The following is a 24,647-nucleotide window of genomic DNA, read 5'->3' as shown; positions in this document are numbered from 1 at the left end:
GGATGTCCCGTCCTTACAGCATCACGCGGCGAAAGTCGGCCAGAAGGCCGGCCAGGTGGGCGTTGAAGCGCGCCGCTGCGGCACCGTCGATGACGCGGTGATCGTACGAGAGCGACAGCGGCACGGTGAGCTGGGGCACGAAGGCCTTGCCGTCCCACACCGGCTTCTGGTAGCTGCGCGACACGCCGAGAATGGCCACTTCCGGCGCATTGATGATGGGCGTGAAGTGGGTGCCGCCGATGCCGCCCAGGGACGAGATCGAGAAGCAGCCGCCCTGCATCTCCGCAGGCGAGAGCTTGCCGTCGCGTGCCTTCTTGGCGAGCGCGGAGGTCTCCTCGGCGATCTCAAGAATGCCCTTCTTGTCCGCATCGCGGATCACCGGCACGACGAGCCCATTGGGCGTGTCGGCAGCAAAACCGATGTGGAAGTATTGCTTGAAGACGAGGTTGTCGCTATCGAGCGACGCATTGAATTGTGGGAACTTTTTCAACGTGGCCACGACGGCCTTGATGAGGAAGGCCAGCATCGTCACCTTGATGCCGGATTTCTCGTTCTCGCGATTGAGCTGCACGCGCAGCGCTTCCAGGCTCGTGATGTCCGCTTCGTCGTTGTTCGTGACGTGCGGGATCATGACCCAATTGCGATGCAGGTTCGCGCCCGAGATCTTCTGAATGCGCGAGAGCGCCTTCGTCTCGATCGGGCCGAACTTGCTGAAATCCACCTTCGGCCAGGGCAAGAGGCCGAGTGCGGCGCCATCTGCGCTGCCCGAGGCCGCGGCTGCCGGGGCATTGCCTGCCAGCGCCTGCTTGACGAAGCCGCGCACGTCGTCCTGCGTGATGCGCTGCTTGGGGCCCGTGCCCCGCACCTTGTGCAGATCCACGCCCAGCTCGCGGGCGAACTTGCGCACCGAGGGCGAGGCATGCGGCACCGGCACCGCGCTGTCCGTGGCAGCAGCCTGCACGGGCGCACTGCGCGCGGCCTGCCCGGCGGGTGCCGTCGCCGGCTTGTCCTGGGCCGGCTCGGCCTTCACAGGCGCGGCCTCGGCCTTGGCCGGCTGGGCTGCCGGCGCTTCAGCCTTCGCGGGCGCGGCCGCAGGTTTGTCGTCTTCGGCGGGCTTGGCCTCGCCCTCGCCTGCAGGCTCGAGCTGCAACAGCACGCTGCCCTGCTTGACCTTGTCGCCCACCTTCACGCTCAGGGACTTCACCACGCCGCCTTGCGACGCGGGGATTTCCATGGAGGCCTTGTCGGACTCCACCGTGATGAGGCTTTGCTCGCCTTCGATGGTGTCACCCACCGCCACCAGCACCTCGATGACCTCGACCTCGTCGAAGTCGCCGATGTCCGGAACCTTGATCTCTACCGTTTGGCTCATCGTCTGCGTCCCCGATCAGGCAGTGTGCGGATTGGTCTTGCCGGCATTGATGCCGTACTTCTGGATCGCCTTGGCCACCGACTCGGCCGGCACCTTGCCTTCATCGGCCAAGGCGCGCAGCGCGGAGATCACGACGAAGCGGCGATCCACTTCGAAGTGCTCACGCAGCTTGGCGCGGAAGTCCGAACGGCCGTAGCCGTCCGTACCCAGCACGCGGAAGGCACGATCCGTCGGCAGGTAGGCGCGAATCTGCTCGGCGAACATCTTCATGTAGTCGGTCGAGGCAACCACCGGGCCGGGGTGATCGGCCAAGGCACGCGCCACGTAGGGCACGCGCGGGGCCTTGTCTTCCGGATGCAGGAGGTTGTGGCGCTCGGCATCCATGCCGTCGCGGCGCAGCTCCGTGAAGCTCGTCACGCTCCAGACGTCCGAGGCCACGCCCCAGTCGTCGCGCAGCAGGTCCTGAGCGGCCATCACTTCGCGCAGGATCGAGCCGCAGCCCATCAGCTGCACGCGCGGTGCGTCCTGCTTGTCGGTGCGGGCCGACTGCAGCAGGTACATCCCGCGGATGATGCCGTCCTCGTCGCCCGGCTTCAGGCCCGGGTGCGGGTAGTTCTCGTTGAGCAGCGTCAGGTAGTAGTAGACGTTCTCCTGGTCCTGCACCATGCGCTTCAGGCCATGCTGCACGATGACGGCGACTTCGTGCGAGAAGGTCGGGTCATACGAGACGCAGTTCGGGATGGTGCTGGAGATGAGGTGGCTGTGGCCATCCTCGTGCTGCAGGCCTTCGCCGTTCAACGTCGTGCGCCCGGACGTGCCGCCCAGGAGGAAGCCGCGCGCCTGCATGTCGCCAGCGGCCCAGGCCAGATCGCCGATGCGCTGGAAGCCGAACATCGAGTAGTAGATGTAGAACGGCACCATGATGCGGTTGTTCGTCGAGTACGACGTGGCCGCGGCGATCCACGAGCTGAAGGCGCCCGCTTCGTTGATGCCTTCCTGCAGGATCTGACCGTTCTTGGCTTCCTTGTAGTACATGACCTGGTCCTTGTCGACCGGGATGTACTTCTGGCCTTCCGGGGCGTAGATGCCGATCTGGCGGAAGAGCCCTTCCATGCCGAACGTGCGCGATTCGTCCGCGACGATGGGCACCACACGCGGGCCGAGTTCCTTGTCGCGCAGCAGCGTGGTCAGCACGCGCACGAAGGCTTGCGTGGTGGACACTTCACGGCCTTCGGCGGTGGGATCGAGCACGGCCTGGAACGCGGAGAGCGCCGGCACCGGCAGCGTCTCGTCGGCGCGCTCGCGGCGCTTGGGCAGGTAACCGCCCAGGGCCTTGCGACGCTCGTGCATGTACTGCATTTCCTCGGAATCCGCCGGGGGCATGTAGTACGGCAGCTCTTCGAGCTTGTCGTCCGGCACCGGGATGTTGAAGCGGTCGCGGAATTCGCGGATCGATTGCGTATCGAGCTTCTTCTGCTGGTGGGTCGGGTTCTTGGCTTCGCCCACGCGGCCCATGCCATAACCCTTGATGGTCTTGGCGAGGATGACCGTCGGCTGGCCTTCGTGGTTCACGGCAGCATGGAACGCGGCGTAGACCTTGTGCGGATCGTGGCCGCCACGGTTCAGGCGCCAGACGTCCTCGTCGGTCATGCGGCTGACCATCTCCAGGAGCTTGGGGTGCTTGCCGAAGAACTTCTCGCGCACGAAGGCGCCGTCATTGGCCTTGTAGGCCTGGTATTCGCCGTCGACCGTCTCTTCCATGATGCGGCGCAGGATGCCTTCCTTGTCGCGCGCGAGCAGCGGATCCCAGTAGCCACCCCAGATGAGCTTGATGACGTTCCAGCCGGAACCGCGGAAGTCGCCTTCGAGTTCCTGGATGATCTTGCCGTTGCCGCGCACCGGGCCGTCCAGACGCTGCAGATTGCAGTTGATGACGAAGACCAGGTTGTCCAGCTTTTCGCGGGCCGCGAGGCTGATCGCACCGAGCGACTCGGGCTCGTCCATTTCGCCGTCGCCGCAGAACACCCAGACCTTGCGGTTGCTGGTGTCGGCAATGCCACGGGCATGCAGGTACTTCAGGAAACGCGCCTGGTAGATGGCCATCAGCGGGCCCAGGCCCATGGACACCGTCGGGAACTGCCAGAAATCCGGCATGAGCTTCGGGTGGGGGTAGGACGACAGGCCCTTGCCCTCGACTTCCTGGCGGAAGTTGTTCAGCTGGTCTTCCGTGAGGCGGCCTTCCAGGTAGGCGCGGCCGTAGATGCCGGGCGAGGAGTGGCCCTGGAAGTAGACCAGGTCGCCGCCGTGGTTCTCGGATTCGGCATGCCAGAAATGGTTCTGGCCGGTGCCGATCATCGTGGCGAGCGAGGCGAACGAGGCGATGTGGCCGCCCAGATCGCCGCCATCGGCCGGCGCGTGGCGGTTGGCCTTGACCACCATGGCCATGGCGTTCCAGCGCACATAGGAACGGATGCGCTCTTCCAGGTCATGACGACCCGGCGACGGCGCTTCCTGGTGCGGGGCGATGGTGTTGACGTAGGCCGTGGTGGCCTTGAACGGCATATTGGCGCCGGAACGGCGGCCCAGCTCGATCAGACGCTCCATCAGGTAGTGCGCGCGGCCGGGACCCTCCCGATCGAGCACGGCTTCGAGCGCCTCGAGCCATTCCTGGGTCTCTTGGGCGTCGTCGTCGGGGGGCGTGGCGGGCAGCGCGGACATAGGATCGTCTCCGTGGAAATCGGTGAATGCGCGAATTCTAGGGGCTCGGACAGGCCCCCGGCAATCAAAATTTCATATTGCGGCGCATCATTTCATAATATGAAATCGCAAAACAGTGACCCCGAATTACACTACGCACGCTATGGCTCGTCCTCCCACCCCCGGCCAGTCCGCCGCCTCTCTCGAAGCCGGCCGCACGCGGCGCAACCTGTATTGGGTCACGCCCCTCATCGCCCTGGTGGCGGTGCTTGGGGTGCTCGCGGCCGTCATCGTCTGGATGGACCGGCTGGAGAGCCCATACTTGGCCCTGACCGGCGCTTCGCACCGCACGCTGCTGTGGGTGGTGGTCTCGCTGTCACTCGTGATCGTCTGGGCCTTGTTGACTCTGTGGCGTCATACCCGGTTCCGCCAGCGCGCCGAAGCCGCCCTCATCGCCGAGACGGCCTTTCGACGCGCCATGGAGAACTCCATGCTCACCGGCATGCGCGTGCTCGACATGGATGGGCGCATCACCTATGTGAACCCGGCCTTCTGCCGCATCATCGGCTGGAACGAGTCCGATCTCATCGGTCGCACCGCACCCTTTCCCTATTGGGTGCCAGGCCAGCACGCCGCGCACCAGCGCATGATGACGATGCTGCTGGCCGGCAATGCGCCCACGTCCGGCCTGGAGATGCAGGCACAACGCCGTGATGGCTCGCGCCTGACCACGCGGATGTACGTCTCCCCCCTGGTGGACCGGCACGGCGTGCAGACGGGCTGGATGACCTCGCTCACGGACATCACCGAATCCAAGCGCATCCGCGAGACGCTGGCCGCCGCGCACGAGCGTTTCATGACGGTGCTCGAGGGCCTGGACGACGCGATCTCCGTCACGGCCGATGGCGCCCAGGGGCTGGAGCTCCTTTTCGCCAACAAGACCTATCGTCGCATTTTCGGTTCCCAGGCAAGCGGCCATGGGCAGCTCCTGGCCGGCCGGCGCGGCCGCTACACCGAGGAAGCCGTCGAGGTGTTCTCGCCCGCGGTCAAGCGCTGGTTCGAGGTGCACCACCGCATGCTCGCCTGGACGGACGGACGACGCGTGCGCATGCAGGTGGCGCGCGACATCACCGAGCGCCGCGCCCAGGAGGAAGCCTCGCTGCTGCAGCAGGAGAAGATCCAGATCACGAGCCGGCTCATCACCATGGGCGAGATGGCCTCCTCGCTCGCCCACGAGCTCAACCAGCCGCTCACGGCCATCGCCAACTACAGCATGGGCGCCGTGGCGCTCGTGCGCGCAGGCAAGACCGAGCCCACCTACCTGCTGCCCGCTCTGGAGAAGGCCGCCGCGCAGGCCGAGCGGGCCGGGCTCATCATCCGGCGCATCCGCGAGTTCGTCAAACGCAGCGAGCCGCGTCACCAGCGCGTGCAAATCAACGGCATCATCGACAATGCCGTGGGCTTTGCCGAGATCGACGCCGAGAAGCGCCGCATCGAGATCATCCGCCAGGTGCCGCCGGATCTGCCCGAAGTGTTGGCCGATCCGATCCTCATCGAGCAAGTGCTGCTCAACCTCATCAAGAACGGCATGGATGCCATGGTCGAGGCCGAGCGACGCGTCGTCTTCGTGCGCGTCGTGCAGCGGCCCGACACGCTCGAGATCTCGGTCGTGGATCACGGACACGGCTTGGGCGATCTGGATCCGCAGCGCCTCTTCGAACCGTTTTTCAGCACCAAGGCCGAAGGCATGGGCATGGGGCTGAACATCTGTCGCACCATCATCGAGTCCCATCATGGCCGCCTCTGGGCGGTCCCGAACGCAGAAGGCGGCACGGTCTTCTCGTTCTCGCTGCCCTGGGTGGCACCTCAGCCCGCGGCCGACCGCGACGTCGACAACGAGACCGAGACCGGCAACGTACCGGCATTGGCATTCACAAAGGAGCAACCCGCATGAGAAACACCTCCCCCTCGAATACCGTCTTCATCGTCGATGACGACGAAGCGGTACGCGACTCCCTGCGCTGGCTGCTCGAAGCAAACGGCTATCGCGTGCGGGCCTACGAGAGTGCCGAGGCGTTCCTGTCAGCGTACGATCCCGCCGTCGTCGGTGTGCTGATCGTGGACGTGCGCATGCCGGGCATGAGCGGGCTGGAGCTGCAGGAGCACCTGATCGCTCGCCAGATTCCGCTGCCGACCGTCTTCATTACGGGCCACGGCGACGTGCCCATGGCCGTGTCCACCATCAAGAAGGGCGCGGTCGACTTCCTCGAGAAGCCGTTCAACGACACGGACCTGCGCCAGATCGTGGCGAACATGTTCGATCGTGCCCACCGCCAGGCCGCCGAGGCCGCCAACCGGCGCGACCGCGAGGCCATGCTCGCGCGCCTCACCTCGCGCGAACAGCAGGTGCTCGAACGCATCGTCGCGGGCCGGCTGAACAAGCAGATCGCCGATGACCTCGGCATCAGCATCAAGACCGTCGAGGCGCACCGCGCCAACATCATGGAAAAGCTCCAGGTGGCTACGGTGGCCGATCTCATGAAGGTCGCGCTCAGCAAGGCCGACGCCTGAGCCCCAAGCCTTCCCCCCTTTTTCGCATCGCCAAGGACTTACACGCATCATGACCGCGCGCATCATCAACGGAACCGAACTCGCCCGCTCCCTTCGTGCCCAGGCCGCCGAGCGGGCCGCGCGCCTCGTCGAGCGCCACGGCGTGAAGCCTGGCCTCGCCGTGCTGCTCGTGGGCGCCGATCCGGCCTCGCAAGTCTATGTGCGCAACAAAGTCAAGGCGTGCGAGGAAGCGGGCTTTCACTCCGTCATGGAGACCCTGCCGCCGGATCTCTCCGAGGCCGACCTGCTCGCTCGCATCGACGCCCTCAACCACGACCCGGCCATTCACGGCATTCTCGTGCAGTTGCCCCTGCCCGGCCACCTGTCCTCGCACACGGTGATCGAAGCCATTGCGCCCGAGAAGGACGTCGATGGCTTTCACGTCGCCAACGCTGGCCAGCTGATGACGGGCAAGCCGCAATTCATTCCGTGCACGCCGTATGGCGTCATGAAGATGCTCGAATCCGTCGAGGTGCCGCTGCGCGGGGCCGAGGCAGTCGTGGTGGGTGCGAGCAACATCGTCGGCAAGCCGATGGCCATGCTGCTGCTGCAGGCCGGCGCCACCGTGACGCTGTGCAACTCCAAGACGCGCGATCTCGCCGCGCACACGCGGCGCGCCGACGTGCTCGTGGTGGCCACGGGCCGCCCGGGCATGATCACCGGCGACATGGTCAAGCCCGGTGCCGTCGTGATCGACGTGGGCATCAACCGCGGCGCCGACGGCAAGCTCTGCGGTGACGTGGACTACGCCTCGGCGCAGGCCGTCGCCGGCGCCATCACCCCCGTGCCGGGCGGTGTGGGCCCCATGACCATCGCCATGCTGCTCATCAATACCCTGGAAGCCGCCGAACGCAGCCAGGCCGCCTGACGCGGCCACTTTCCTGACCCGCCGGGGGCATTCGCTTCGGGCGGTGGCGCGTGGGGACGGGGCCGGCCTGCGGGGCGCGGAACTTGTGTTTGCGCGCGCCATCCCAACCTGTCCTCCATTCTTCTGATACGGATCCCCCGCCGCCATGACCAACCCCCTGCTGCACATCGGTGAACTCCAGGCCTTCGCGGACATCCGTCCCGAGCATGTGGAGCCCGCCATCGATGCCCTGCTCGTGCAGGCGCGCGACGCCGTCGAGCGTGCCGCCGATCCGGCACTGCCGGCGACCTGGGAGGCCGTGGTCGACCCGCTCGACGCCGCCACCGAGCCGCTCTGGCGCGCCTGGTCGGCCGTCGGCCACCTGAACGCTGTCGTCAACACGCCGGAACTGCGGGCGGCCTACAACGCGGCCCTGCCCAAGGTGACGGAATTCTCCACCTGGGTCGGGCTGCATGAGGGTCTGTACCGCCAGTACCGACGACTGCACGAATCCGTCGCGGCCGAGCTGCCGGCCACGCGCCAGCGCATCCTCGAGCTCGCGCTGCGCGACTTTCGCCTGAGCGGTGTGGAACTGCCGCCCGAGCAACGTGCCCGCTTCGCCGAGATTTCCGAAGCAGAAGCCGCCGCCTCGCAGAAGTTCTCCGAGAACGTCCTCGACGCGACGGACGCGTTCGCCTACGTGACCGAGGACGCGGCCGAGCTCGCAGGCCTGCCCGAGGACGTACTCGCCACGGCGCGCGCCACGGCCGAGGAAGACGGCCTCGCGGGTTACAAGCTCACCCTGCAGGCGCCCTGCTACATCCCCGTGATGCAATACGCGGAGAATCGCGAGCTGCGCGCCCGCTTCTACCGCGCCTACGGCACGCGCGCGTCCGACAGCGGCGACACCGCGTACGACAACTCCACCCTCATCGAGCAGTTGCTGGATCTGCGCGCCGAAGAATCGGCCATGCTGGGCTTCTCGCACTTCGCCGAGCGCCAGTTGCAGACCCGCATGGCCGAGTCCGCCGACCAGGTGCTGGGCTTTCTGCGCGACCTGGGCGCGCGCGCCCGCCGCTTCGCGCAACGCGATCTGGAGGAAGTGCGCGCGTTCGCCGCCGATTCGCTCGGCATCACCGACCTGCAGCCGTGGGACGTGGCCTTCGCGTCCGAGCGGCTGCGCACCCAGCGCTACGCGTACTCCGAAGACGAGGTGAAGCAGTATTTCCCGCAGCCACGCGTGGTGCAGGGGCTCTTCGCGGTGCTGCAGGATCTGTTTGGCGTGCAGATGCGTGCGGTCGAGGCGTCCGTCTGGCACCGTGACGTCCAGGCGCTGCGGGTGGAGAATGCCGATGGCAGCCTTGCCGGGCACCTGTACCTGGACCTATTTGCCCGCACCGGCAAGCAGGGCGGCGCGTGGGTGGATCTGGACCGCAATCGCCATCGCACCGCCCAGGGGCTGCAGGCGCCGGTGGTGTTCCTCACCTGCAATTTCGCGGCGCCCTCGGCCGACACGCCCTCGCTGCTCACGCACGACGACGTGATCACCCTCTTCCACGAAATGGGCCATGCCCTGCACGCGCTGCTCTCCGAAGTGGACGATCCGGGCGCCTCGCCCTTCTCGAGCGTGGAGTGGGACGCCATCGAACTGCCGTCGCAGTTCATGGAGAACTTCTGCTGGGAGTACGACGTGCTCGCGCGGCTCTCGGGCCACGTGCGCACGGGCGAGCCGCTGCCGGCCGCCCTGCACGCCAAGCTGCTGGCCGCGCGCAACTTCCAGAGCGGGCTTGGCGCGGTGCGCCAGATCGAATTTGCCCTCTTCGACATGCTGCTGCATCAGGGCACGCGCCAACCCGCCATCTCGGACGTCCTGCAAGTGCTGGAGGACGTGCGCCGTGAAGTCGCCGTCATCACGCCGCCCGAGTGGCACCGTTCCCCGCACAGCTTCTCGCACATCTTCGCGGGTGGCTACGGCGCGGGCTACTACAGCTACAAGTGGGCCGAGGTGCTCTCGGCCGACGCCTTCGCGGCCTTCGAAGAGGAAGCGGGCGATGCCACGCGACTCTCGCCGGTGGTGGGCGAACGCTTCCGGCGCGAGATTCTCGCGGTGGGTGGCAGCCGCCCGGCGATCGATTCCTTCCGTGCCTTTCGCGGGCGCGAGCCGCAGATCGACGCGCTGCTGCGCCACTCCGGCATGGCGGATTGAGGGTGCGTCCGGCGCGCCCCGCGCTGCTACACTAGGTCGATAATTAGAAAATCCGGGATGGTCCACGCGGGCCTCCCGGCCGCAAACGACCTGGAGGAAGACGTTCCATGAAAGCGCTTTTGTGCAAGCAGTATGGTTTGCCGGACACCCTGAGCCTCACCGACGTGGCTGACCCTCAGCCCGGCAAGGGCGAAGTCGTCGTCGACGTGCAGGCCGCCGGGGTGAACTTCCCAGACGTGCTCATCATCCAGAACAAATACCAGTTCAAGCCGGAACTGCCCTTCGCGCCGGGCGGTGAGATGGCGGGCGTCATCAGCGCCGTGGGCGACGGCGTGACCGACCGCAAGGTGGGCGACCGCGTGCTCGGCCTGACGACCTACGGCTCGTTCGCGGAGAAAGTGGCCCTGCCCGCCGCGCGCAGCGTGCCGATCCCGGAGGGCGTGGGCTTCGACACGGCCGCGGCCTTCCTGCTCACCTACGCCACGTCCTGGCACGCTCTGAAGGATCGCGGTGCCCTGCAGGCGGGCGAGACGCTGCTGGTGCTTGGTGCGGCGGGCGGGGTGGGCCTGTCGGCCATCCAGATCGGCAAGGCCCTGGGCGCACGCGTGATCGCTGCGGCCTCCACGGACGAAAAGCTCGCCATCTGCCGCGCCAACGGGGCGGACGAGACCATCAACTACAGCACCGAGGACTTGCGCGAGCGCCTGAAGGCCTTGACCGATGGCAAGGGCCCGGACGTGATCTACGACCCGGTGGGCGGCGACTACGCCGAGCCGGCGTTCCGCAGCATCGCCTGGCGCGGGCGCTACCTGGTCATCGGCTTTGCCAATGGCGAGATCCCTCGCCTTCCGCTCAACCTCGCTCTGCTCAAGGGGGCGGCGATCATTGGCGTCTTCTGGGGCAACTACACCGCGCGCGAGCCGGCGCACTTCGCCAAGGACGTCGAAGACATGTTCGCCCTGGTGCGCGAGGGCAAGTTGAAGCCGCACATCTCTGGCCGCTACCCGCTCGCCGAGGGGGCGCGTGCGCTGGAGGACATGATGAACCGCAAGGTCACCGGCAAGGTGGTCATCGAGATGGGAGCCAAGGCATGACGACCCGCAATCGCCGCATCGTGCTCGCCTCACGTCCCGACGGGGCCGTGACACCGGACAACTTCCGCTTCGAGACCGTGGACGTGCCTGAACCCGCCGAGGGCCAGGTGCTCGTGCGCGTGCACTACCTCTCGCTCGATCCCTACATGCGCGGGCGCATGAACGATGGCCGCTCCTACGCCAATCCGCAGGCGCTGGACGAGACCATGGTGGGTGGCACGGTGGGCGAAGTCATCGCCTCCCGGGACCCGGGCTTTGCCGTGGGCGACAAGGTCGTCGGCAACCTCGGCTGGCAGGAATACGGCGTGGCTGACGCCAAGATCCTGCAGAAGGTGGACGACAGCCGCGTGCCGCTCTCGGCCTTTCTGGGGCCCGCCGGCATGCCCGGCGTCACGGCATGGTATGGCTATCGCAAGATCATCGCCCCCAAGGCGGGTGAGACCGTGGTCGTCAGCGCCGCCAGCGGCGCCGTGGGCAGCGTCGTGGGCCAGCTCGCCAAGGCCGACGGCATGCGCGCCGTCGGCATCGCGGGCGGCCCCGAGAAGTGCGACTACGTGGTGCGAGAGCTGGGCTTCGATGCCTGCGTGGACTACAAGGCCGCCCAGACGCCCAAGGAACTCGCCCGGCTCATCAAGGAGGCCACGCCTGACGGCGTCGACGGCTACTTCGAGAACGTGGGTGGCGACATCCTCAACACCGTGCTCGGCCGGCTGAATACGTTCGCGCGCGTGGCGGTGTGCGGCCTCATCAGCGACTACAACAACAAGCCGGGCGAGGCAGCCAAGAGTGCCATCCAGAATCCGGTGATGTTCCTCGTGGCGCGCTTTCGGATGGAAGGCTTCATCGTGTCCGACCATCTGGACATCTGGCCCGAGGCGGTGCGCGAACTCACGGGCCTGCTCGCCGAGGGGCGCCTGAAGTACCGCGAATCCATTGCCGAGGGCCTGGATGCCACCCCCGAGGCCTTCATTGGTCTTCTCGCCGGGCGCAACTTCGGCAAGCAGCTGGTGCGGCTGGTCTAGCGGCCCTACTGCCCGAGCACGGTCACGACCACGCTGCGATGGTGCGGCCGTGACCGGTGCTCCCAGAGATACACCCCCTGCCAGGTGCCCAATGCCAGCCGGCCGCCCGTCACAGGCACACTCAATGACGTCTGGGTGAGCACCGAGCGCAGGTGTGCCGGCATGTCGTCGGGGCCTTCGTCATCGTGCTGGTAGCGGGGATCGCCATCCGGCACCAGGCGGGCGAAGTAGGCTTGCAGATCCACATGCACGGCAGGATCCGCGTTCTCCGTGATGATGAGCGAGCAGCTCGTGTGCTGCGCGAAGACCTGGGCGAGCCCTGTCTGTATGCCGCTGGCGCGCACGATGCGCCCCAGCGCGGGCGTGATGTCGGTCAAACCCCGGCCGGGGTGTCGATGTCGAGGCGGTCCTGCGCAATGCGCAGGCCAACGGAAGATTCGGCGGGCATGCCGCCATCATCGCATGGCCGCGCTCGCCCGACACGCCTGCGAGGGCTAAAATCGGCCCTTTGCCCAGGCAAGGCCACGCTGCGCCAGGCGCCTCATGAGCGACGTCCCCTTCAACCTGCGCGCCATCGCCGTCCCGGCGTTCGGTCCGTCTCTGCTGTACGGCCTCTCCACGGGGGCGACCCTGCCGGTCACCGCGCTCACGGCGCGGGATCTGGGTGCCTCGGTGGCGGTATCCGGCATGATCGCCGCCTTGATGGGCATCGGCTCGCTGGTGAGCAACCTGCCGGCGGCGGCGCTGGCCGCCCGCGTGGGCGAGCGCCGCGCCATGATGGGTGCCGCCGTCTTCGGCGTGCTCGCACTGTTGCTGTGCCTCGCGGCCACCCACATCGCAATGCTGGCCACGGGCGTCTTCATGGTGGGCATGGCCTCCGCCGTCTTCCTGCTCGCCCGCCAGAGCTACCTCACCGAAGCCGTGCCGCTGCCCATGCGCGCGCGTGCCATGTCCACCCTCGGGGGTACCACCCGCATCGGGTTTTTCATGGGCCCTCTGCTGGGCGCAGGGTTCATCCAGTGGCTCGGCTTGTCCGGCGCGTACTGGGTGGCACTGCTCGGCATGGTGGGTACTGGCGTCATTGCTTACGCCTATGCGGATTTCGGCACAAGCGGCAGCTCGCGCAGCGCCCCGGGTCAGCGCGGCCCGAGCACGGTACAACTCATGCGCGACCACGGACGGGTGCTCGCCACGCTCGGCCTGGGGGTCGTGCTGGTCAGCGTGCTGCGCGCCTCGCGCCAGGTCGTGGTGCCGCTGTGGGCCGACCACCTCGGCCTGGAAGCCACGGTGATCTCGTTGATCTACGCCTTCGTGGCCGCCATCGACATGGCAGTGTTCTACCCGGCCGGCAAGATCATGGACGAGCGTGGCCGCGTCTGGGTGGCGGTGCCCTGCGTAGCGCTGATGGGCGCCGCCCTGATGCTCATCCCCCTCACCAGCGCGCCTGTGGCCTTCGTCCTCGTCTGCCTGGTGCTCGGCTTTGGCAACGGCATCGGCTCAGGCATCGTCATGACCCTCGCCGCCGACTCGGCCCCCGTGCAGGGGCGCACGCGCTTTCTCGGCATCTGGCGTCTGCTCTCGGACATCGGCAGCAGCGGCGGGCCGGCGCTGCTGGCCGGCATCACCGCCCTCGCCTCGCTGGGCCCGGCGATTGCCACCATCGGCGCGCTGGGCTGGGTCGCCGCCGCCCTCTTTTGGCGCCACCTCCCCCACGACACGCCGCCGCGGTGATCCCGCCCAAGTCCACGATGCGTATCTCCAGCCTGCAGAGCACCGCCTTGCGTTACTTCCTGGAAGTCGCGCGACACGGCTCTCTCGCCGGGGCTTCGCGCGCGCTGCATGTCGCCGCCTCGGCGATCAGTCGTCAAGTGGCCGGGCTGGAACGCAGCGTCGGGCAACGGCTTTTCGATCGACTGCCGCGCGGCATGGTGCTCACCCCCGCGGGCGAGATCCTCGCGAGCTACGCCCGCCGGGCCGACCAGGAGGCCGAACGCGCCATGCAGGACGTGCTCGGCCTGCAGGATCTGCACGCCGGCCAGGTGCGCGTCGTGGCCTCCGAGGGCTTCGCGAGCCACCTGCTGCCGCGCGCCATGGCGGCGTTTCGGCAGAGCTACGCCGATATCGCCTTCACGCTGGACATGGTCACGGCGGACATGGTCGCCGAGCGGGTGCGCGAGGGCGACGCGGACATTGGCGTGGCCTACCAGCTCGCCCCTGCCGCGGACATCCGTGTGGTCTACCGTCAGCGTGCCACGGCCAAGGCCGTGATGCGTGCCGATCACCCCCTCGCGCGGCACGCCAGTCTCACCTTGCGCCAGATCGCCGCCTACCCTTTGGCGGTATCGGATCGGCGCACGACGCTGCGGCAGGTGCTGGATGCGGCCTGTGCACGCCAACGCGTCGTGCTGGAGCCGGCGCTGGAGACGAACGCCATGTCCACGCTGCACGCCTTCGTGCTCGCGGGCGGCGGCCTCACCCTGCTGAGCGAAGTCTCGCTGCGCCACTTGCCCTCCGATGGCGAACTCGTTGCCGTGTCGCTCAAGGAACGCTTCCTGCCGGCGCGCGAGTTCACGCTGCAGGTGCTCCAGGGCCGCACCCTGCCGCCCGCTGCCGATCACTTCCTCCAGTTCCTCATCGCCCGTCTGGACGCGCCGCTGGACGCGAACTGATCCTGCAACGCAGGGCCGCGCAAGTGAGCGCAGGCCAGGGTGGCGCACTTTTGCCTTGCCGAATCGGCAATGGCTACCTCGACAATCGATGATTGTGGCAATGCAAGATCGCGGCGTACATTCCTCGCATTCTGCTTCGACGCCTGTTCATGTCACGAGACCATGCTATCGCCCTCGCCGTCCAGACGCTGGACTCTGGCCGTTTTGCCACGGCGCTTGCCCGCCGCGTCGCCTATGTGACGGAGAGCGAGGAGCCCGACGCCGCAGCAGCGGCATTGCGCGCCTATCTCGACGAGGAGATGCGACCCACCCTCGCCGGCCTGGGCTTCACCGTGCTCGACATCGCCAACCCGATCGATCCGCGTCTGCCCGCCATCATTGCCGAGCGCATCGAAGATCCTTCCCTGCCCACCGTCCTCCTGTACGGGCATGGCGACGTCGTGCGCGGTCATGCGTCACAGTGGCGCGACGGCCTCGCCCCCTACACGCTGACCGACGAAGGCGACCGCTGGTACGGTCGGGGCACGGCCGACAACAAGGGTCAGCACTCGGTCAATCTTGCCGCGCTCGAAGCCGTGCTCCAGGCGCGCGAGGGCCGGCTCGGCTTCAATGTACGCGTGCTCCTGGAGATGGGCGAGGAAGCCGGCTCGCCGGGGCTGCGCGAGATCTGCCAGACGCACCGTGACGCCCTGGCGGCGGATTTGTTCATCGCCAGCGACGGCCCCCGCGTGGCGGCCGAGCGGCCCACGCTCTTTCTGGGCTCGCGCGGCGCCATCAATTTCACCCTCACGCTGCAGCGCCGCGAGCGCGGCTATCACGCGGGCAACTGGGGCGGCGCGCTCGCCAATCCCGCCATCGAGATGGCTCACGCGATCGCGAGCCTGGTCGATGCGAATGGCCGTCTGGCTGTCGCCGGATTGCGGCCCGACAGCCTGCCAGAGGCCGTTCGTGCGGCGCTGCGCGATGTGCCGCTGGGTGGCGGCGCCAACGATCCCGCGGTCGACGCGCACTGGGGCGAGCCCGGACTCACGCCCATCGAGCGCGTGATCGGGTGGAACGACCTGGAGGTGCTTGCCATGACCGCCGGCACGCCCGGACGCCCGGTCGGCGCGATCCCCGGCAGCGCGACCGCGTGGTGCCAGATGCGCCTGGTGGTGGGCACTGACGTCAACGATGTGCCGCACCGAGTACGGGCGCACCTCGATGCGCACGGCTTCTCGCACGTGGCCCTGGAGGTGGGAATGCGCGCACCTGCGACCCGGCTGGACCCGACCTCGCCCTGGGTGTCCTGGGCGATGGACGCGATGGCGCAAGCCCTTGGCCAACCGATCACCTTGCTGCCGAACCTGGGGGGGTCCTTGCCCAACGACATCTTTGCCAACGATCTGGGCCTGCCCACGCTCTGGGTGCCGCATTCCTATGGCGCGTGTGGGCAGCACGCCGCCGACGAGCACATGCTCAAGCCCGTCGCCCGCGAAGGGCTGGCCATGATGGCCGGCCTTTTCTGGGCCCTGGGTGACACCGGCGATACCGTCCGTCAGGCGCACCTGCGCCACGCCGCCTCATCCGCTCATTCCCCCTCGCAGGCCTGAAGGAATCCTCCGCATGACGCCCGTTCGCACTCTCGCTCTTCTCACCGCCAGCGCGTTCGCTGGGACCGCTGCCGCGGCCGCGCCGTGGCCCGCGCAGCCGGTCACGATCGTCGTCCCCTTCCCGCCCGGCGGCGGGACGGACATCGTGGCGCGCCTGCTGGCCAACAAGCTGCAGCCTGCGCTTGGCCAAGCGGTGCTCGTGGAGAATCGCCCGGGCGCGGCCACCGCCATTGGCGCGCGCGCCGTTGCTGCCGCCAAGCCGGATGGCTACACCCTGCTGCTGTCGGGCTCGTCCACCTACGCTGTGGTGCCGGCCCTGCGCTCGGATCTGCCCTATGACCCCTTGAAGAGCTTCGCGCCGATCGCCATCGTGGCCGATGCCCCGCTCGCGCTGCTCGTGAGCAATCAGAGCGGCATCAAGAGCGTGCCGGAGTTGGTCAAGACCTTCCAGAGCGATCCCCAGAAAGGCATGTACGCGACCTTTGGCAGCGGCTCGGCGCCGCACCTGGCCGGTGCGATGTTCGCCGAGACGCTGAAGGTCTCGCTCACGCCTGTGCCCTACCGCGGCAGCGGCCCGGCCATGACCGCCCTGATGGGCGGCGAGGTGCCCTTGAGCTTCGACACGATCGCGGCCTCCGCGCCGCAAGCGCGCGCCGGCAGCGTGCGCGCCCTGGCCGTCACCGGCGATCGCCCGTCGCCCTCTTTGCCCGGCGTGCCAACCTATGCCGAGCTCGGCATCGGCGACGCCTCCATGGTGGGCTGGTACGCGCTGGCCGCACCGGCCGGCACGCCCGCACCTGTGCTAGACGCGATCTATGCCGCGGTGAAGACGGCCATGGAAGACCCGCAGGTGAAGGAGAGCTTCGTGACGAACGGTCTCGATCCCGTGCTGGTGGACGCTGAGGGTTTCCGCGAGCGCATGGAGCGCGAGCTCAAGCAGTTTGCGGAAGTGGCGCGGCGGTCTAATATCACCATGGAATAAACTTCAGGACTAAAGCAATGCACACGCTCACGCGCGAGGACTGCATCCAGCGGGACACCGCGGATCGCCTGGCAGGACTTCGCTCGCAGTTCGAGCTGCCGGACGGCACCATCTACCTCGACGGCAATTCGCTGGGCGTGCTGCCCCGCGCCACGCCGGACCGCGTCCAGGCCGTGATCCGCCAGGAATGGGGCCAGGATCTCATCCAGAGCTGGAACAAGGCGGGCTGGATCACGCAACCGCAGCGCGTGGGCGACAAGATTGGACGGCTGATCGGCGCCGGCCCCGGCCAGGTCGTGGCGACGGATTCCACCTCGCTCAACCTCTACAAGGTGCTGTCGGTCGCCCTCGCCCTGGTGCGGGCCCGCGATCCCAAGCGCACGGTGATCGTGTCCGAACGCGAGAACTTCCCGACGGACCTCTACATTGCCGAGAGCCTCGCGCGCCAGCACGGCTTCACGCTGCGCCTGGTCGAGCACGATGGCATCGATGCCTCGCTGGACGACACGCTGGCCGTCTTGATGCTCACGCAGGTGAATTACCGCACCGGCCGTCAGCACGACTTGCGGCGCATCACCGCGGCCGCGCACGCAGCCGGCGCGCTCACGGTCTGGGATCTGGCGCATTCGGCCGGCGCCGTGCCGCTCGCGCTGGAAGCCGACGATGCCGATTTCGCCGTGGGCTGCGGGTACAAGTACCTGAACGGCGGGCCCGGTGCACCGGCCTTCGCCTGGGTGCATCCGCGCGTGGCGGCCCAGCTCGATGCCGACGCCGCCTGGCAGCCGCTTGCCGGCTGGATGGGTCACGCGGCGCCTTTCGCCTTCACCACGGATTACCGGCCCGCCGGCGGCATTACCCGATTCCTGAGCGGCACGCCCTCGGCCATCGCACTGTCGGCCCTGGAATGCGGCGTGGACACCGTGCTCGCCGCCGAACCGCACGGCGGCATGGCGGCCCTGCGCGAGAAGTCGCTCGCGCTCACGGATGTCTTCTTGGATCTCGTCCAGTCCCGCTGCGCGGGTCACGGCCTCACCGTGCAGACCCCGCTCGCGCATGCCGAGCGCGGCAGCCAAGTGAGCCTCTTGCGCGACGAAGGCGCCTATGCCATCGTTCAAGCGCTCATTGCCCGCGGCGTCGTGGGCGATTTTCGCGATCCCGGCATCCTGCGCTTTGGCTTCACCCCGCTGTACGTACGCTTCGTCGACGTCTGGGATGCCGTCGAGCACCTCGTCCAAGTCCTCGAACGCCAGGAGTGGCGTGACGAGCGCTTCCACCAGAAGGCCGCGGTGACCTGACATCATGAGCAACGAACGCATTGTCCAAGAAGAGAAGGCCAAGCTCGACTTCAGCCGGGACATGAGCTATGGCGATTACCTGCACCTCGATGAGATCCTGAGCGCGCAGCACCCGCTGTCGCCTGCGCACGACGAGATGCTCTTCATCGTGCAGCACCAGACGAGCGAGCTCTGGATGAAGCTCATGCTCCACGAGCTCACGGCGGCCACGGCCTGCGTCACGCGCGACGAGATGCCGAACGCCTTCAAGATGCTGGCGCGCGTCACGCGCATCATGGAGCAGCTCGTGGGCGCCTGGACGGTGCTCGCCACCATGACGCCGCCCGAGTACACCGCGATGCGGCCCTATCTCGCAAATTCCAGCGGCTTTCAAAGTGCGCAGTATCGCTGCATCGAATTCGCCCTGGGCAACAAGAACGCGGCCATGTTGAAGCCCCACGCGCACCGGCCCGAGCTGCACGCCCGGGTCGAGGCCGCGTGGCGCACGCCGTCGCTGTACGACGAGGCGCTGCGCCTCATGGCGCGACATGGCCTGCCCGTCCCGCAGGACCGACTCGAGCGCGACTGGACCCAACCCTACGAATTCAGTGAGGCCGTGCAGGATGCCTGGCTCACCGTCTATCGCCACCCGCAGCAGTACTGGGATCTCTACCAGTTGGGCGAGAAGCTCACCGATATCGAGGATGCCTTCCGTCTGTGGCGATTCCGGCACGTCACCACCGTGGAGCGCGTGATCGGCTTCAAGCGGGGCACCGGCGGCACGGGAGGCGTGAGCTACCTGCGCAAGATGCTCGACGTCGTGCTGTTCCCCGAGATCTGGCGCTTGCGCACTGAGCTCTGATCGAGCCAAGCACGCCAAAAAGGCCGGCCATCGCCGGCCTTTTTTTATCCCGTTTGTGCCAACAAGGCACGTCCCTGTCGCAGATTAACCGACATCACGACGCATCACGATCGAGACACCCACTCCACAGGCGTTCCCAATTGATACCGACATAAAGTCGCGGGCTAATTCGACGTTAATACGAACTGGGCGGTCCTATTCATCATACAACCCGACAACGTTCGTCACTTCCTCGAGGTCATCGTGAATCCAATGAAGGTATCCACCCGTCTGGCTACAGGCTTCGGCCTCCTCCTGCTCGGTCTGCTGGTTGTCTCTAGCCTGGGGCTGTGGGGCATGGCGGACATGCGAGATGATCTCTCCCGCGTCGTCGATGTGCACGGCGAACAGACCCGCCTCGTAGGCATCATGCGCACTTCCGTGCTGGACCGCGGCATCGCCATTCGCAACGCCGCGCTGGTCGACGACAGCGCGTTGCGCGAGGAAGAGCTGCAACGCATGGAGCGCCAGCATCAGGTGTACACCGAGGCCGCGCGGCGCCTGGGCCTCATGATCGCCGACACGGGTGACGACGACAACGTGCACTCGACTGACACCGAGCGCCGATTGATGAGCGAGATCCAGCGCGCCGAGGCTGCGACGCTTCCTGGACTCACCCGGGCAGTGCAACAGGCCCGCGCAGGCGATGCCGATGCCGTGATCCGGACGCTCATGACCACGGTTCGTCCGGCCCAGCGCGACTGGCTCAATGCGCTCGCTGCGTTGAGCACCGAAGAGGAGACCATCAGCAAGGCCGCCTCGGATGGCGCTGCTGTTCATTACGTTCACCTGCGCAACGCGCTCGTCTTCACGGGAGGTCTGAGCGCCCTCCTCGGGCTGGTGATGGCTTATCTGATCGCACGCAGCATCCTGCGTCAACTGGGTGGCGAGCCGCGACTCGCCCAGCACGTCGCACAAGAGATCGCCAACGGCAACCTAGCCGTGCAGGTGCCCGTTTCCCAGGGCGATCGCAACAGCCTCATCGCCGCGCTGGAGGCCATGCGCCGGCAACTGAACGCCATCGTCTCCGATATCCAGGGCTCCACCGAATCGATCTCCAGTGCTTCGGCACAGATCGCCCAGGGCAACGCCGACCTATCCCAGCGCACGGAAGAGCAAGCCGCCTCGCTCGAAGAATCGGCCGCGAGCATCGAGCAGCTAACCGCCACCGTCAAGCAGAATGCCGACAACGCCAAGCAAGGCAGTGTGCTCGCCACCCGCGCCTCGGACATCGCCTCAGCGGGCGGCGATGTGGTCGGTCGCGTCGTGACCACCATGCAGGACATTTCCGCCAGTTCCGCGAAGGTCGCGGAGATTCTGTCGGTGATCGAGGGCATCACGTTCCAGACCAACATCCTGGCCCTGAACGCTGCTGTCGAAGCCGCCCGCGCCGGTGAGCAAGGTCGTGGCTTTGCGGTCGTGGCCGGTGAGGTGCGCACGCTTGCCCAGCGCAGCGCCACGGCCGCCAGGGAAATCAAGGAGCTGATCCAGACGTCCGTGCAGCACGTGGCCGCAGGCTCTGAGCTCGTGGCCTCGGCCGGCAGCACCATGGACGACATCGTGCGCGCCGTGGCGCGCGTGACCGACATCATGGGCGAGATCGCGTCGGCCTCCGACGAGCAAAGCGAGGGCATTGGCCAGGTGAACACCGCGGTCACACAAATGGACGCCGTCACGCAACAGAACGCTGCCCTCGTGGAAGAAGCCGCCGCCGCGGCCGAGGCGGTCGCAGAACAGGCGCGTCACCTGCGTCAGAGCGTGGCCACGTTCCGCGTGGACATGCAGGGCATGGTGGTCGAGGCAGCCGCCAAGGCCCTGAGCGGCCCGGGTCAGCGCCTATTGCCGGCCTGACCGGGCGGCATCTTGCGTCAGCGCGCCACGACCCAGTCGGCGCACGTCCCCATCCCGCCCACGCCCGAGACGTAGAGCGCGCCGTGCCGATACCAGTCGGCCTGGCGACGCACCGCCGGTGGCGGTGCGTTGGGCGGTTAACATGCCCTCCTTGCCTGCAGTTAGTGTGGTCCGCACGCTGGCCATCGTCAGCCGGTGCCCCTCCTGCCATCCCCCGCTCTCATCAAGGATGCAGTTCCCCATGAAAATCGCGACGTGGAACGTCAACTCGCTCAAAATCCGCCTGGGCCAGGTCCTGGATTGGCTTGCCGCCAATCCCGTGGATGCGCTGTGCCTGCAGGAACTGAAACTCACGGATGACAAGTTTCCGGTGGCCGAGATCCAGGCCGCGGGCTATCACGCGGCGTTTGCCGGCCAGAAGACCTACAACGGCGTGGCCGTGCTTTCGCGCACGGCACCGCGCGACGTGGTGCGCGGCATGCCGGGCTTCGAGGACACGCACCAGCGGCTGATCGCCGTCACGTTGGATTCGCCGGCGGGCGACGTGCGCGTCCTGAGCGCCTACTGCCCCAACGGCCAGTCGCTCGACAGCGAGAAATACCCCTACAAACTCGGCTGGTATGCTGCCTTGCGCGAGTACATGGTGACCGAACTCGCGCAGCATCCGCGGCTCGCGTTGCTGGGCGACTTCAATGTGGCGCCCGAAGACCGTGACGTGCACGATCCTGCCAAGTGGGAGGGTCAGGTACTGGTCTCGCCGCCCGAGCGGGCAGCGCTGCAGGCCTTGATCGACCTGGATCTGAGCGACGCCTTCCGGCTCTTCGAGCAGCCGGAGAAATCCTTCAGCTGGTGGGATTACCGCCAGCTCGGTTTTCGCCGCAATGCCGGCCTGCGCATCGACCACATCCTGCTCTCACCAGCGCTGCGCGAGGTGTGCGAGGCCTGCATCATCGACAAGGAGCCGCGTCGCAACGAACAGCCCTCGGATCACACGCCGGTGGTCGCCACGCTGGCACTCTGAAGCATCAGGCCGGGAATCGGCGAGCCGCGTCCAGCGCCAGCCCAGAGCCGATGCTGCCGAAGACGTCGCCCTCAACGTGCCGTGCCTGGGCAAGACGCGCCCCGATGCGTTCGCGCAGCAGGGGCACCCGGCTCGAGCCGCCTGTGAAGAACACCGTGTCGACCTGATCGGCGCGAATGCCCGCATCCGTCAGCAGCGTCCCGACGGTATCGTCCACCTTGGTGACGAGTTGATCGATGGCGCGGTCCAGGTCGGCGCGGGTGAGCGACACCGACAGTCCTTGCGCCAGCCGATCGAGTGACACATCCGCCGTACCGTTGTCCGACACGCCGATCTTCGCCTGCTCCATCTGGTGCGCCAGCCAATGCCCCGCACGCTCCTGCACCAGGCGCAGCAGCAGATCCAGGCGATCCTTGTCCACGGCTTCCGCACGCACCTGACGCAGCATGTCCTGCATCTTGCGCGTATAGACGTTGTTGATGGTGTGCCAGGACGCGAGGTGAATGTACGGCATGGCCGGTACCTGCTTGCCGCTCACGAGTTCGCCGCCCAGACCCAGCATCGGCATGACGGCCGTCAGGCTGAACTGCTTGTCGAAATCCGTGCCACCGATGTGCACACCGCCATTGGCGAGGATGTCGTCGCGCCGCTCGGTCAGGTGGGCGCGCGCCGGAGACAGGCGAACGAGGGAGAAGTCCGAAGTCCCGCCGCCGATGTCGACGACGAGCACGAGCTCTTCGCTCTGGATGCGGGATTCGTAGTCGAAGGCGGCCGCAAGCGGCTCGAACTGGAAGGCGACGTCGGCAAAGCCCACGTCGCGCGCGATCTCGCCCAGCGTATCCTCGGCGAGCTTGTCGGCCGCGGCATCGTCGTCCACGAAGAACACCGGCCTGCCGAACACGGCCTGGGTGAAGACGCGCTTGGCATCGCCCTGAGCGCGATCGCGCAGCTCACGGATGTAGGCCGTCAGCAACGCGCGAAACGGCATGGGCCGTCCGCGCACTTCGGTGGTGCCATCCATGAGGGAGCTGCCAAGCAGACTCTTCATGGAGCGCATGAGCCGCCCGTCGTAGCCGGCCAGGTAATCGGCCAACGCCGCGCGGCCGTGGCTCACGTCCTCGTCGTCGTCATGAAAGAAGATCGCCGAAGGCAGCGTGGGCTTGCCCTCTTCGAGGGCAAGAAGCGGGCTTGCCTGGGGGTGGCACTGGGTGCGGCACCAGCCGACGGTCGAGTTGGAGGTGCCGAAGTCGACACCGCAGGCAGACGTAATCATGGGCGGTCCGGGGCGAGCGGGCAAAACCGGCTAGTTTACCTGACCAGCGCAGATCCCGCGCCGCCCTCGTCCATGCCAGATCACATCGTGCGGGCGATGATCTCCTTCATGATCTCGCTCGTGCCGCCATAGATGCGCATGACGCGCGCATCGATCCACGCGCGGCCGATGCCGTACTCGCTCATGTAGCCGTAGCCGCCGTGCATCTGCAGGAAGGCATCGAGGAGCCGGCCCTGCATCTCGCTGGACGTGAGCTTGGCCATGGCGGCCATCTCGGGCGTGAGCTCGCGCTTCAGATGCAGCTCGAGGCAGTGATCGACGAACACCCGCATCATGGTGGCTTCGGCCTTGGCCTCGGCCAGCTTGAAGCGGGTGTTCTGGTAATCGGCAATGGGCTGGCCGAAGGCCTTGCGCTCGCGCGTGTACTGCAGAGTGCGCTCGAGCATCGTCTCGATGGAGGTGGCGGCCCGCAGTGCGATGATGAGACGCTCCTGCGCGAGTTCGTGCATCAGGTAGCCGAACCCCGCGTTTTCCTCGCCCAGCAGATTCTCCACCGGCACGCGCACGTCCTCGAAGAAGAGCTCGGCCGTGTCCTGCGCGAGCAGGCCGATCTTCTCGAGCTTGCGCCCGCGCGAGAAGCCGGCCATGCCCTCTTCCACCACCAGCAGCGAGATTCCTCGCCCGCCCTTTTCCGGGGCCGTCTTGACGACCACGATCACGAGGTCGGCATTCATCCCGTTGGTGATGAAGGTCTTCTGGCCATTGACGACGTAATGATCCCCCTCGAGGCGCGCGGTGGTACGTACCGACTTCAGGTCGCTGCCGGTACCCGGCTCGGTCATGGCGATGGCGCCGATGCGCTCGCCGCGGGCCATGGCGGGCAACCAGCGATCCCGCTGCGCCTCGGTGCCGTAGCGATACAGGTAGGGGCAGACGATGTCCGAATGCAGCGAGAAGCCCAGCCCGCTCGCGCCCACCCGCGTGGTCTCCTCCAAGATGACGGCCGAGTGGCCGAAATCGCCGCCCCCGCCATAGGGCTCGGGCAGCATCGTGTTCAGCAGGCCTTCCTCGCCGGCCTTGCGCCAGACAGACTTCGGGACGATGCCCGCTTTCTCCCAGTCGGCATGAAAGGGCGCGACTTCGCGCTCCATGAAGCGGCGCGCGGATTCGCGCAGTTGCTCGTGATCGTCGCGAAAGACGGTACGCATGGGGTTGTCTCCTCAGGGTTCTGAATGG

19 protein-coding genes are annotated in these 24,647 nt (G+C 67.2%); 14 read left to right on the top strand and 5 right to left on the bottom strand.

Translation table 11 applies throughout. The annotated features are described in order from the left end of the window. Nucleotides 1–13: 13 nt before the first annotated feature. Complete coding sequence (aceF, locus tag IMZ29_RS06440) at nucleotides 14–1,372, bottom strand: dihydrolipoyllysine-residue acetyltransferase (RefSeq protein WP_253206910.1); 1,359 nt, start codon at nucleotides 1,370–1,372, stop codon at nucleotides 14–16. 15 nt (nucleotides 1,373–1,387) lie between these two features. Then, a complete protein-coding gene (gene aceE, locus IMZ29_RS06435) occupies nucleotides 1,388–4,090 on the bottom strand; it encodes a pyruvate dehydrogenase (acetyl-transferring), homodimeric type (RefSeq protein WP_216181815.1) in 2,703 nt (900 codons plus the stop codon). 142 nt (nucleotides 4,091–4,232) lie between these two features. Between aceE and IMZ29_RS06430 the strand changes: the two genes are divergently transcribed. The 6 genes from IMZ29_RS06430 to IMZ29_RS06405 all read left to right on the top strand — a co-directional run bounded on the left by IMZ29_RS06430 (nucleotide 4,233) and on the right by IMZ29_RS06405 (nucleotide 11,848). Beyond that, nucleotides 4,233–6,023, top strand: a complete 1,791-nt coding sequence (locus tag IMZ29_RS06430; RefSeq protein ID WP_216181813.1) for a PAS domain-containing sensor histidine kinase — start codon at nucleotides 4,233–4,235, stop codon at nucleotides 6,021–6,023. Further along, nucleotides 6,020–6,640 carry a response regulator transcription factor gene (locus IMZ29_RS06425; RefSeq protein ID WP_216181811.1) on the top strand — a complete coding sequence of 207 codons (621 nt, stop codon included), beginning with the start codon at nucleotides 6,020–6,022 and terminating at the stop codon, nucleotides 6,638–6,640. The genes IMZ29_RS06430 and IMZ29_RS06425 overlap by 4 nt, the downstream gene beginning before the upstream one ends. A gap of 49 nt (nucleotides 6,641–6,689) precedes the next feature. Then, on the top strand, nucleotides 6,690–7,547 hold the full coding sequence (folD, locus tag IMZ29_RS06420; protein WP_216181809.1) for a bifunctional methylenetetrahydrofolate dehydrogenase/methenyltetrahydrofolate cyclohydrolase FolD: 858 nt from the start codon (nucleotides 6,690–6,692) through the stop codon (nucleotides 7,545–7,547). Between the two features lie 145 nt (nucleotides 7,548–7,692). Continuing rightward, nucleotides 7,693–9,732: a M3 family metallopeptidase gene (locus IMZ29_RS06415; RefSeq protein ID WP_216181807.1), complete on the top strand. Its 2,040-nt coding sequence runs from the start codon at nucleotides 7,693–7,695 to the stop codon at nucleotides 9,730–9,732. A gap of 107 nt (nucleotides 9,733–9,839) precedes the next feature. Continuing rightward, nucleotides 9,840–10,826 (top strand): NADPH:quinone oxidoreductase family protein, encoded by a 987-nt coding sequence (locus IMZ29_RS06410; protein WP_216181804.1) that lies wholly within the window; start codon nucleotides 9,840–9,842, stop codon nucleotides 10,824–10,826. Further along, complete coding sequence (locus tag IMZ29_RS06405) at nucleotides 10,823–11,848, top strand: NADP-dependent oxidoreductase (protein ID WP_216181802.1); 1,026 nt, start codon at nucleotides 10,823–10,825, stop codon at nucleotides 11,846–11,848. Before IMZ29_RS06410 ends, IMZ29_RS06405 begins: the two co-directional genes overlap by 4 nt. A gap of 5 nt (nucleotides 11,849–11,853) precedes the next feature. Here IMZ29_RS06405 and IMZ29_RS06400 read toward each other — a convergent pair whose 3' ends face one another. Continuing rightward, nucleotides 11,854–12,225: a secondary thiamine-phosphate synthase enzyme YjbQ gene (locus IMZ29_RS06400; RefSeq protein WP_253206909.1), complete on the bottom strand. Its 372-nt coding sequence runs from the start codon at nucleotides 12,223–12,225 to the stop codon at nucleotides 11,854–11,856. A gap of 166 nt (nucleotides 12,226–12,391) precedes the next feature. Here IMZ29_RS06400 and IMZ29_RS06395 point away from each other — a divergent pair, with 166 nt between their 5' ends. The 8 genes from IMZ29_RS06395 (at nucleotide 12,392) to xth (ending at nucleotide 22,138) form a co-directional block, all read left to right on the top strand. Next, the gene (locus IMZ29_RS06395) at nucleotides 12,392–13,579 is read left to right on the top strand and encodes an MFS transporter (protein ID WP_216181800.1); all 1,188 of its coding nucleotides are present in this window, start codon (nucleotides 12,392–12,394) and stop codon (nucleotides 13,577–13,579) included. A gap of 17 nt (nucleotides 13,580–13,596) precedes the next feature. Next, complete coding sequence (locus tag IMZ29_RS06390; protein WP_253206908.1) at nucleotides 13,597–14,517, top strand: LysR substrate-binding domain-containing protein; 921 nt, start codon at nucleotides 13,597–13,599, stop codon at nucleotides 14,515–14,517. Between the two features lie 149 nt (nucleotides 14,518–14,666). Then, nucleotides 14,667–16,109 carry a M20 family metallopeptidase gene (locus tag IMZ29_RS06385; RefSeq protein ID WP_216181797.1) on the top strand — a complete coding sequence of 481 codons (1,443 nt, stop codon included), beginning with the start codon at nucleotides 14,667–14,669 and terminating at the stop codon, nucleotides 16,107–16,109. A 13-nt stretch (nucleotides 16,110–16,122) separates the two neighbouring features. Next, on the top strand, nucleotides 16,123–17,091 hold the full coding sequence (locus IMZ29_RS06380) for a Bug family tripartite tricarboxylate transporter substrate binding protein (RefSeq protein ID WP_216181794.1): 969 nt from the start codon (nucleotides 16,123–16,125) through the stop codon (nucleotides 17,089–17,091). Nucleotides 17,092–17,108: 17 nt separating this feature from the next. Continuing rightward, nucleotides 17,109–18,386, top strand: a complete 1,278-nt coding sequence (gene kynU, locus IMZ29_RS06375) for a kynureninase (protein ID WP_216181791.1) — start codon at nucleotides 17,109–17,111, stop codon at nucleotides 18,384–18,386. Nucleotides 18,387–18,390: 4 nt separating this feature from the next. Next, entirely contained in the window at nucleotides 18,391–19,227 is an 837-nt protein-coding gene (gene kynA, locus IMZ29_RS06370; RefSeq protein WP_216181788.1) for a tryptophan 2,3-dioxygenase, read from the top strand. A gap of 252 nt (nucleotides 19,228–19,479) precedes the next feature. Beyond that, nucleotides 19,480–21,117, top strand: a complete 1,638-nt coding sequence (locus tag IMZ29_RS23105) for a methyl-accepting chemotaxis protein (protein WP_305852511.1) — start codon at nucleotides 19,480–19,482, stop codon at nucleotides 21,115–21,117. A 241-nt stretch (nucleotides 21,118–21,358) separates the two neighbouring features. After that, a complete protein-coding gene (gene xth / locus IMZ29_RS06360; protein ID WP_216181785.1) occupies nucleotides 21,359–22,138 on the top strand; it encodes an exodeoxyribonuclease III in 780 nt (259 codons plus the stop codon). A gap of 4 nt (nucleotides 22,139–22,142) precedes the next feature. Here the strand turns inward: xth and IMZ29_RS06355 are convergent, their stop codons facing one another. Further along, on the bottom strand, nucleotides 22,143–23,411 hold the full coding sequence (locus tag IMZ29_RS06355) for an Hsp70 family protein (RefSeq protein ID WP_216181782.1): 1,269 nt from the start codon (nucleotides 23,409–23,411) through the stop codon (nucleotides 22,143–22,145). 80 nt (nucleotides 23,412–23,491) lie between these two features. Further along, a complete protein-coding gene (locus IMZ29_RS06350; RefSeq protein ID WP_216181780.1) occupies nucleotides 23,492–24,619 on the bottom strand; it encodes an acyl-CoA dehydrogenase family protein in 1,128 nt (375 codons plus the stop codon). Nucleotides 24,620–24,647: the final 28 nt, after the last annotated feature.

It is taken from the genome of Verticiella alkaliphila (assembly GCF_018904615.1).
Classification (GTDB): Bacteria; Pseudomonadota; Gammaproteobacteria; order Burkholderiales; family Burkholderiaceae_B; genus Verticiella; species Verticiella alkaliphila.
The sequence above is the reverse complement of the archived record's forward strand: the minus strand, read 5'-3'. Positions and strand labels throughout refer to the sequence as shown.

Bases quoted from the DNA above. Each gene is read 5' to 3' on its own strand.
- IMZ29_RS23105 (WP_305852511.1), top strand. From the start codon at position 19,480: ATGAAGGTATCCACCCGTCTGGCTACAGGCTTCGGCCTCCTCCTGCTC.
- IMZ29_RS06395 (WP_216181800.1), top strand. From the start codon at position 12,392: ATGAGCGACGTCCCCTTCAACCTGCGCGCCATCGCCGTCCCGGCGTTC.
- kynA (WP_216181788.1), top strand. From the start codon at position 18,391: ATGAGCAACGAACGCATTGTCCAAGAAGAGAAGGCCAAGCTCGACTTC.
- IMZ29_RS06350 (WP_216181780.1), bottom strand. From the start codon at position 24,619: ATGCGTACCGTCTTTCGCGACGATCACGAGCAACTGCGCGAATCCGCG.
- IMZ29_RS06415 (WP_216181807.1), top strand. From the start codon at position 7,693: ATGACCAACCCCCTGCTGCACATCGGTGAACTCCAGGCCTTCGCGGAC.
- IMZ29_RS06405 (WP_216181802.1), top strand. From the start codon at position 10,823: ATGACGACCCGCAATCGCCGCATCGTGCTCGCCTCACGTCCCGACGGG.
- xth (WP_216181785.1), top strand. From the start codon at position 21,359: ATGAAAATCGCGACGTGGAACGTCAACTCGCTCAAAATCCGCCTGGGC.
- folD (WP_216181809.1), top strand. From the start codon at position 6,690: ATGACCGCGCGCATCATCAACGGAACCGAACTCGCCCGCTCCCTTCGT.
- kynU (WP_216181791.1), top strand. From the start codon at position 17,109: ATGCACACGCTCACGCGCGAGGACTGCATCCAGCGGGACACCGCGGAT.
- IMZ29_RS06430 (WP_216181813.1), top strand. From the start codon at position 4,233: ATGGCTCGTCCTCCCACCCCCGGCCAGTCCGCCGCCTCTCTCGAAGCC.
- IMZ29_RS06380 (WP_216181794.1), top strand. From the start codon at position 16,123: ATGACGCCCGTTCGCACTCTCGCTCTTCTCACCGCCAGCGCGTTCGCT.
- IMZ29_RS06355 (WP_216181782.1), bottom strand. From the start codon at position 23,411: ATGATTACGTCTGCCTGCGGTGTCGACTTCGGCACCTCCAACTCGACC.
- IMZ29_RS06385 (WP_216181797.1), top strand. From the start codon at position 14,667: ATGTCACGAGACCATGCTATCGCCCTCGCCGTCCAGACGCTGGACTCT.
- IMZ29_RS06390 (WP_253206908.1), top strand. From the start codon at position 13,597: ATGCGTATCTCCAGCCTGCAGAGCACCGCCTTGCGTTACTTCCTGGAA.
- IMZ29_RS06410 (WP_216181804.1), top strand. From the start codon at position 9,840: ATGAAAGCGCTTTTGTGCAAGCAGTATGGTTTGCCGGACACCCTGAGC.
- aceF (WP_253206910.1), bottom strand. From the start codon at position 1,372: ATGAGCCAAACGGTAGAGATCAAGGTTCCGGACATCGGCGACTTCGAC.
- aceE (WP_216181815.1), bottom strand. From the start codon at position 4,090: ATGTCCGCGCTGCCCGCCACGCCCCCCGACGACGACGCCCAAGAGACC.
- IMZ29_RS06425 (WP_216181811.1), top strand. From the start codon at position 6,020: ATGAGAAACACCTCCCCCTCGAATACCGTCTTCATCGTCGATGACGAC.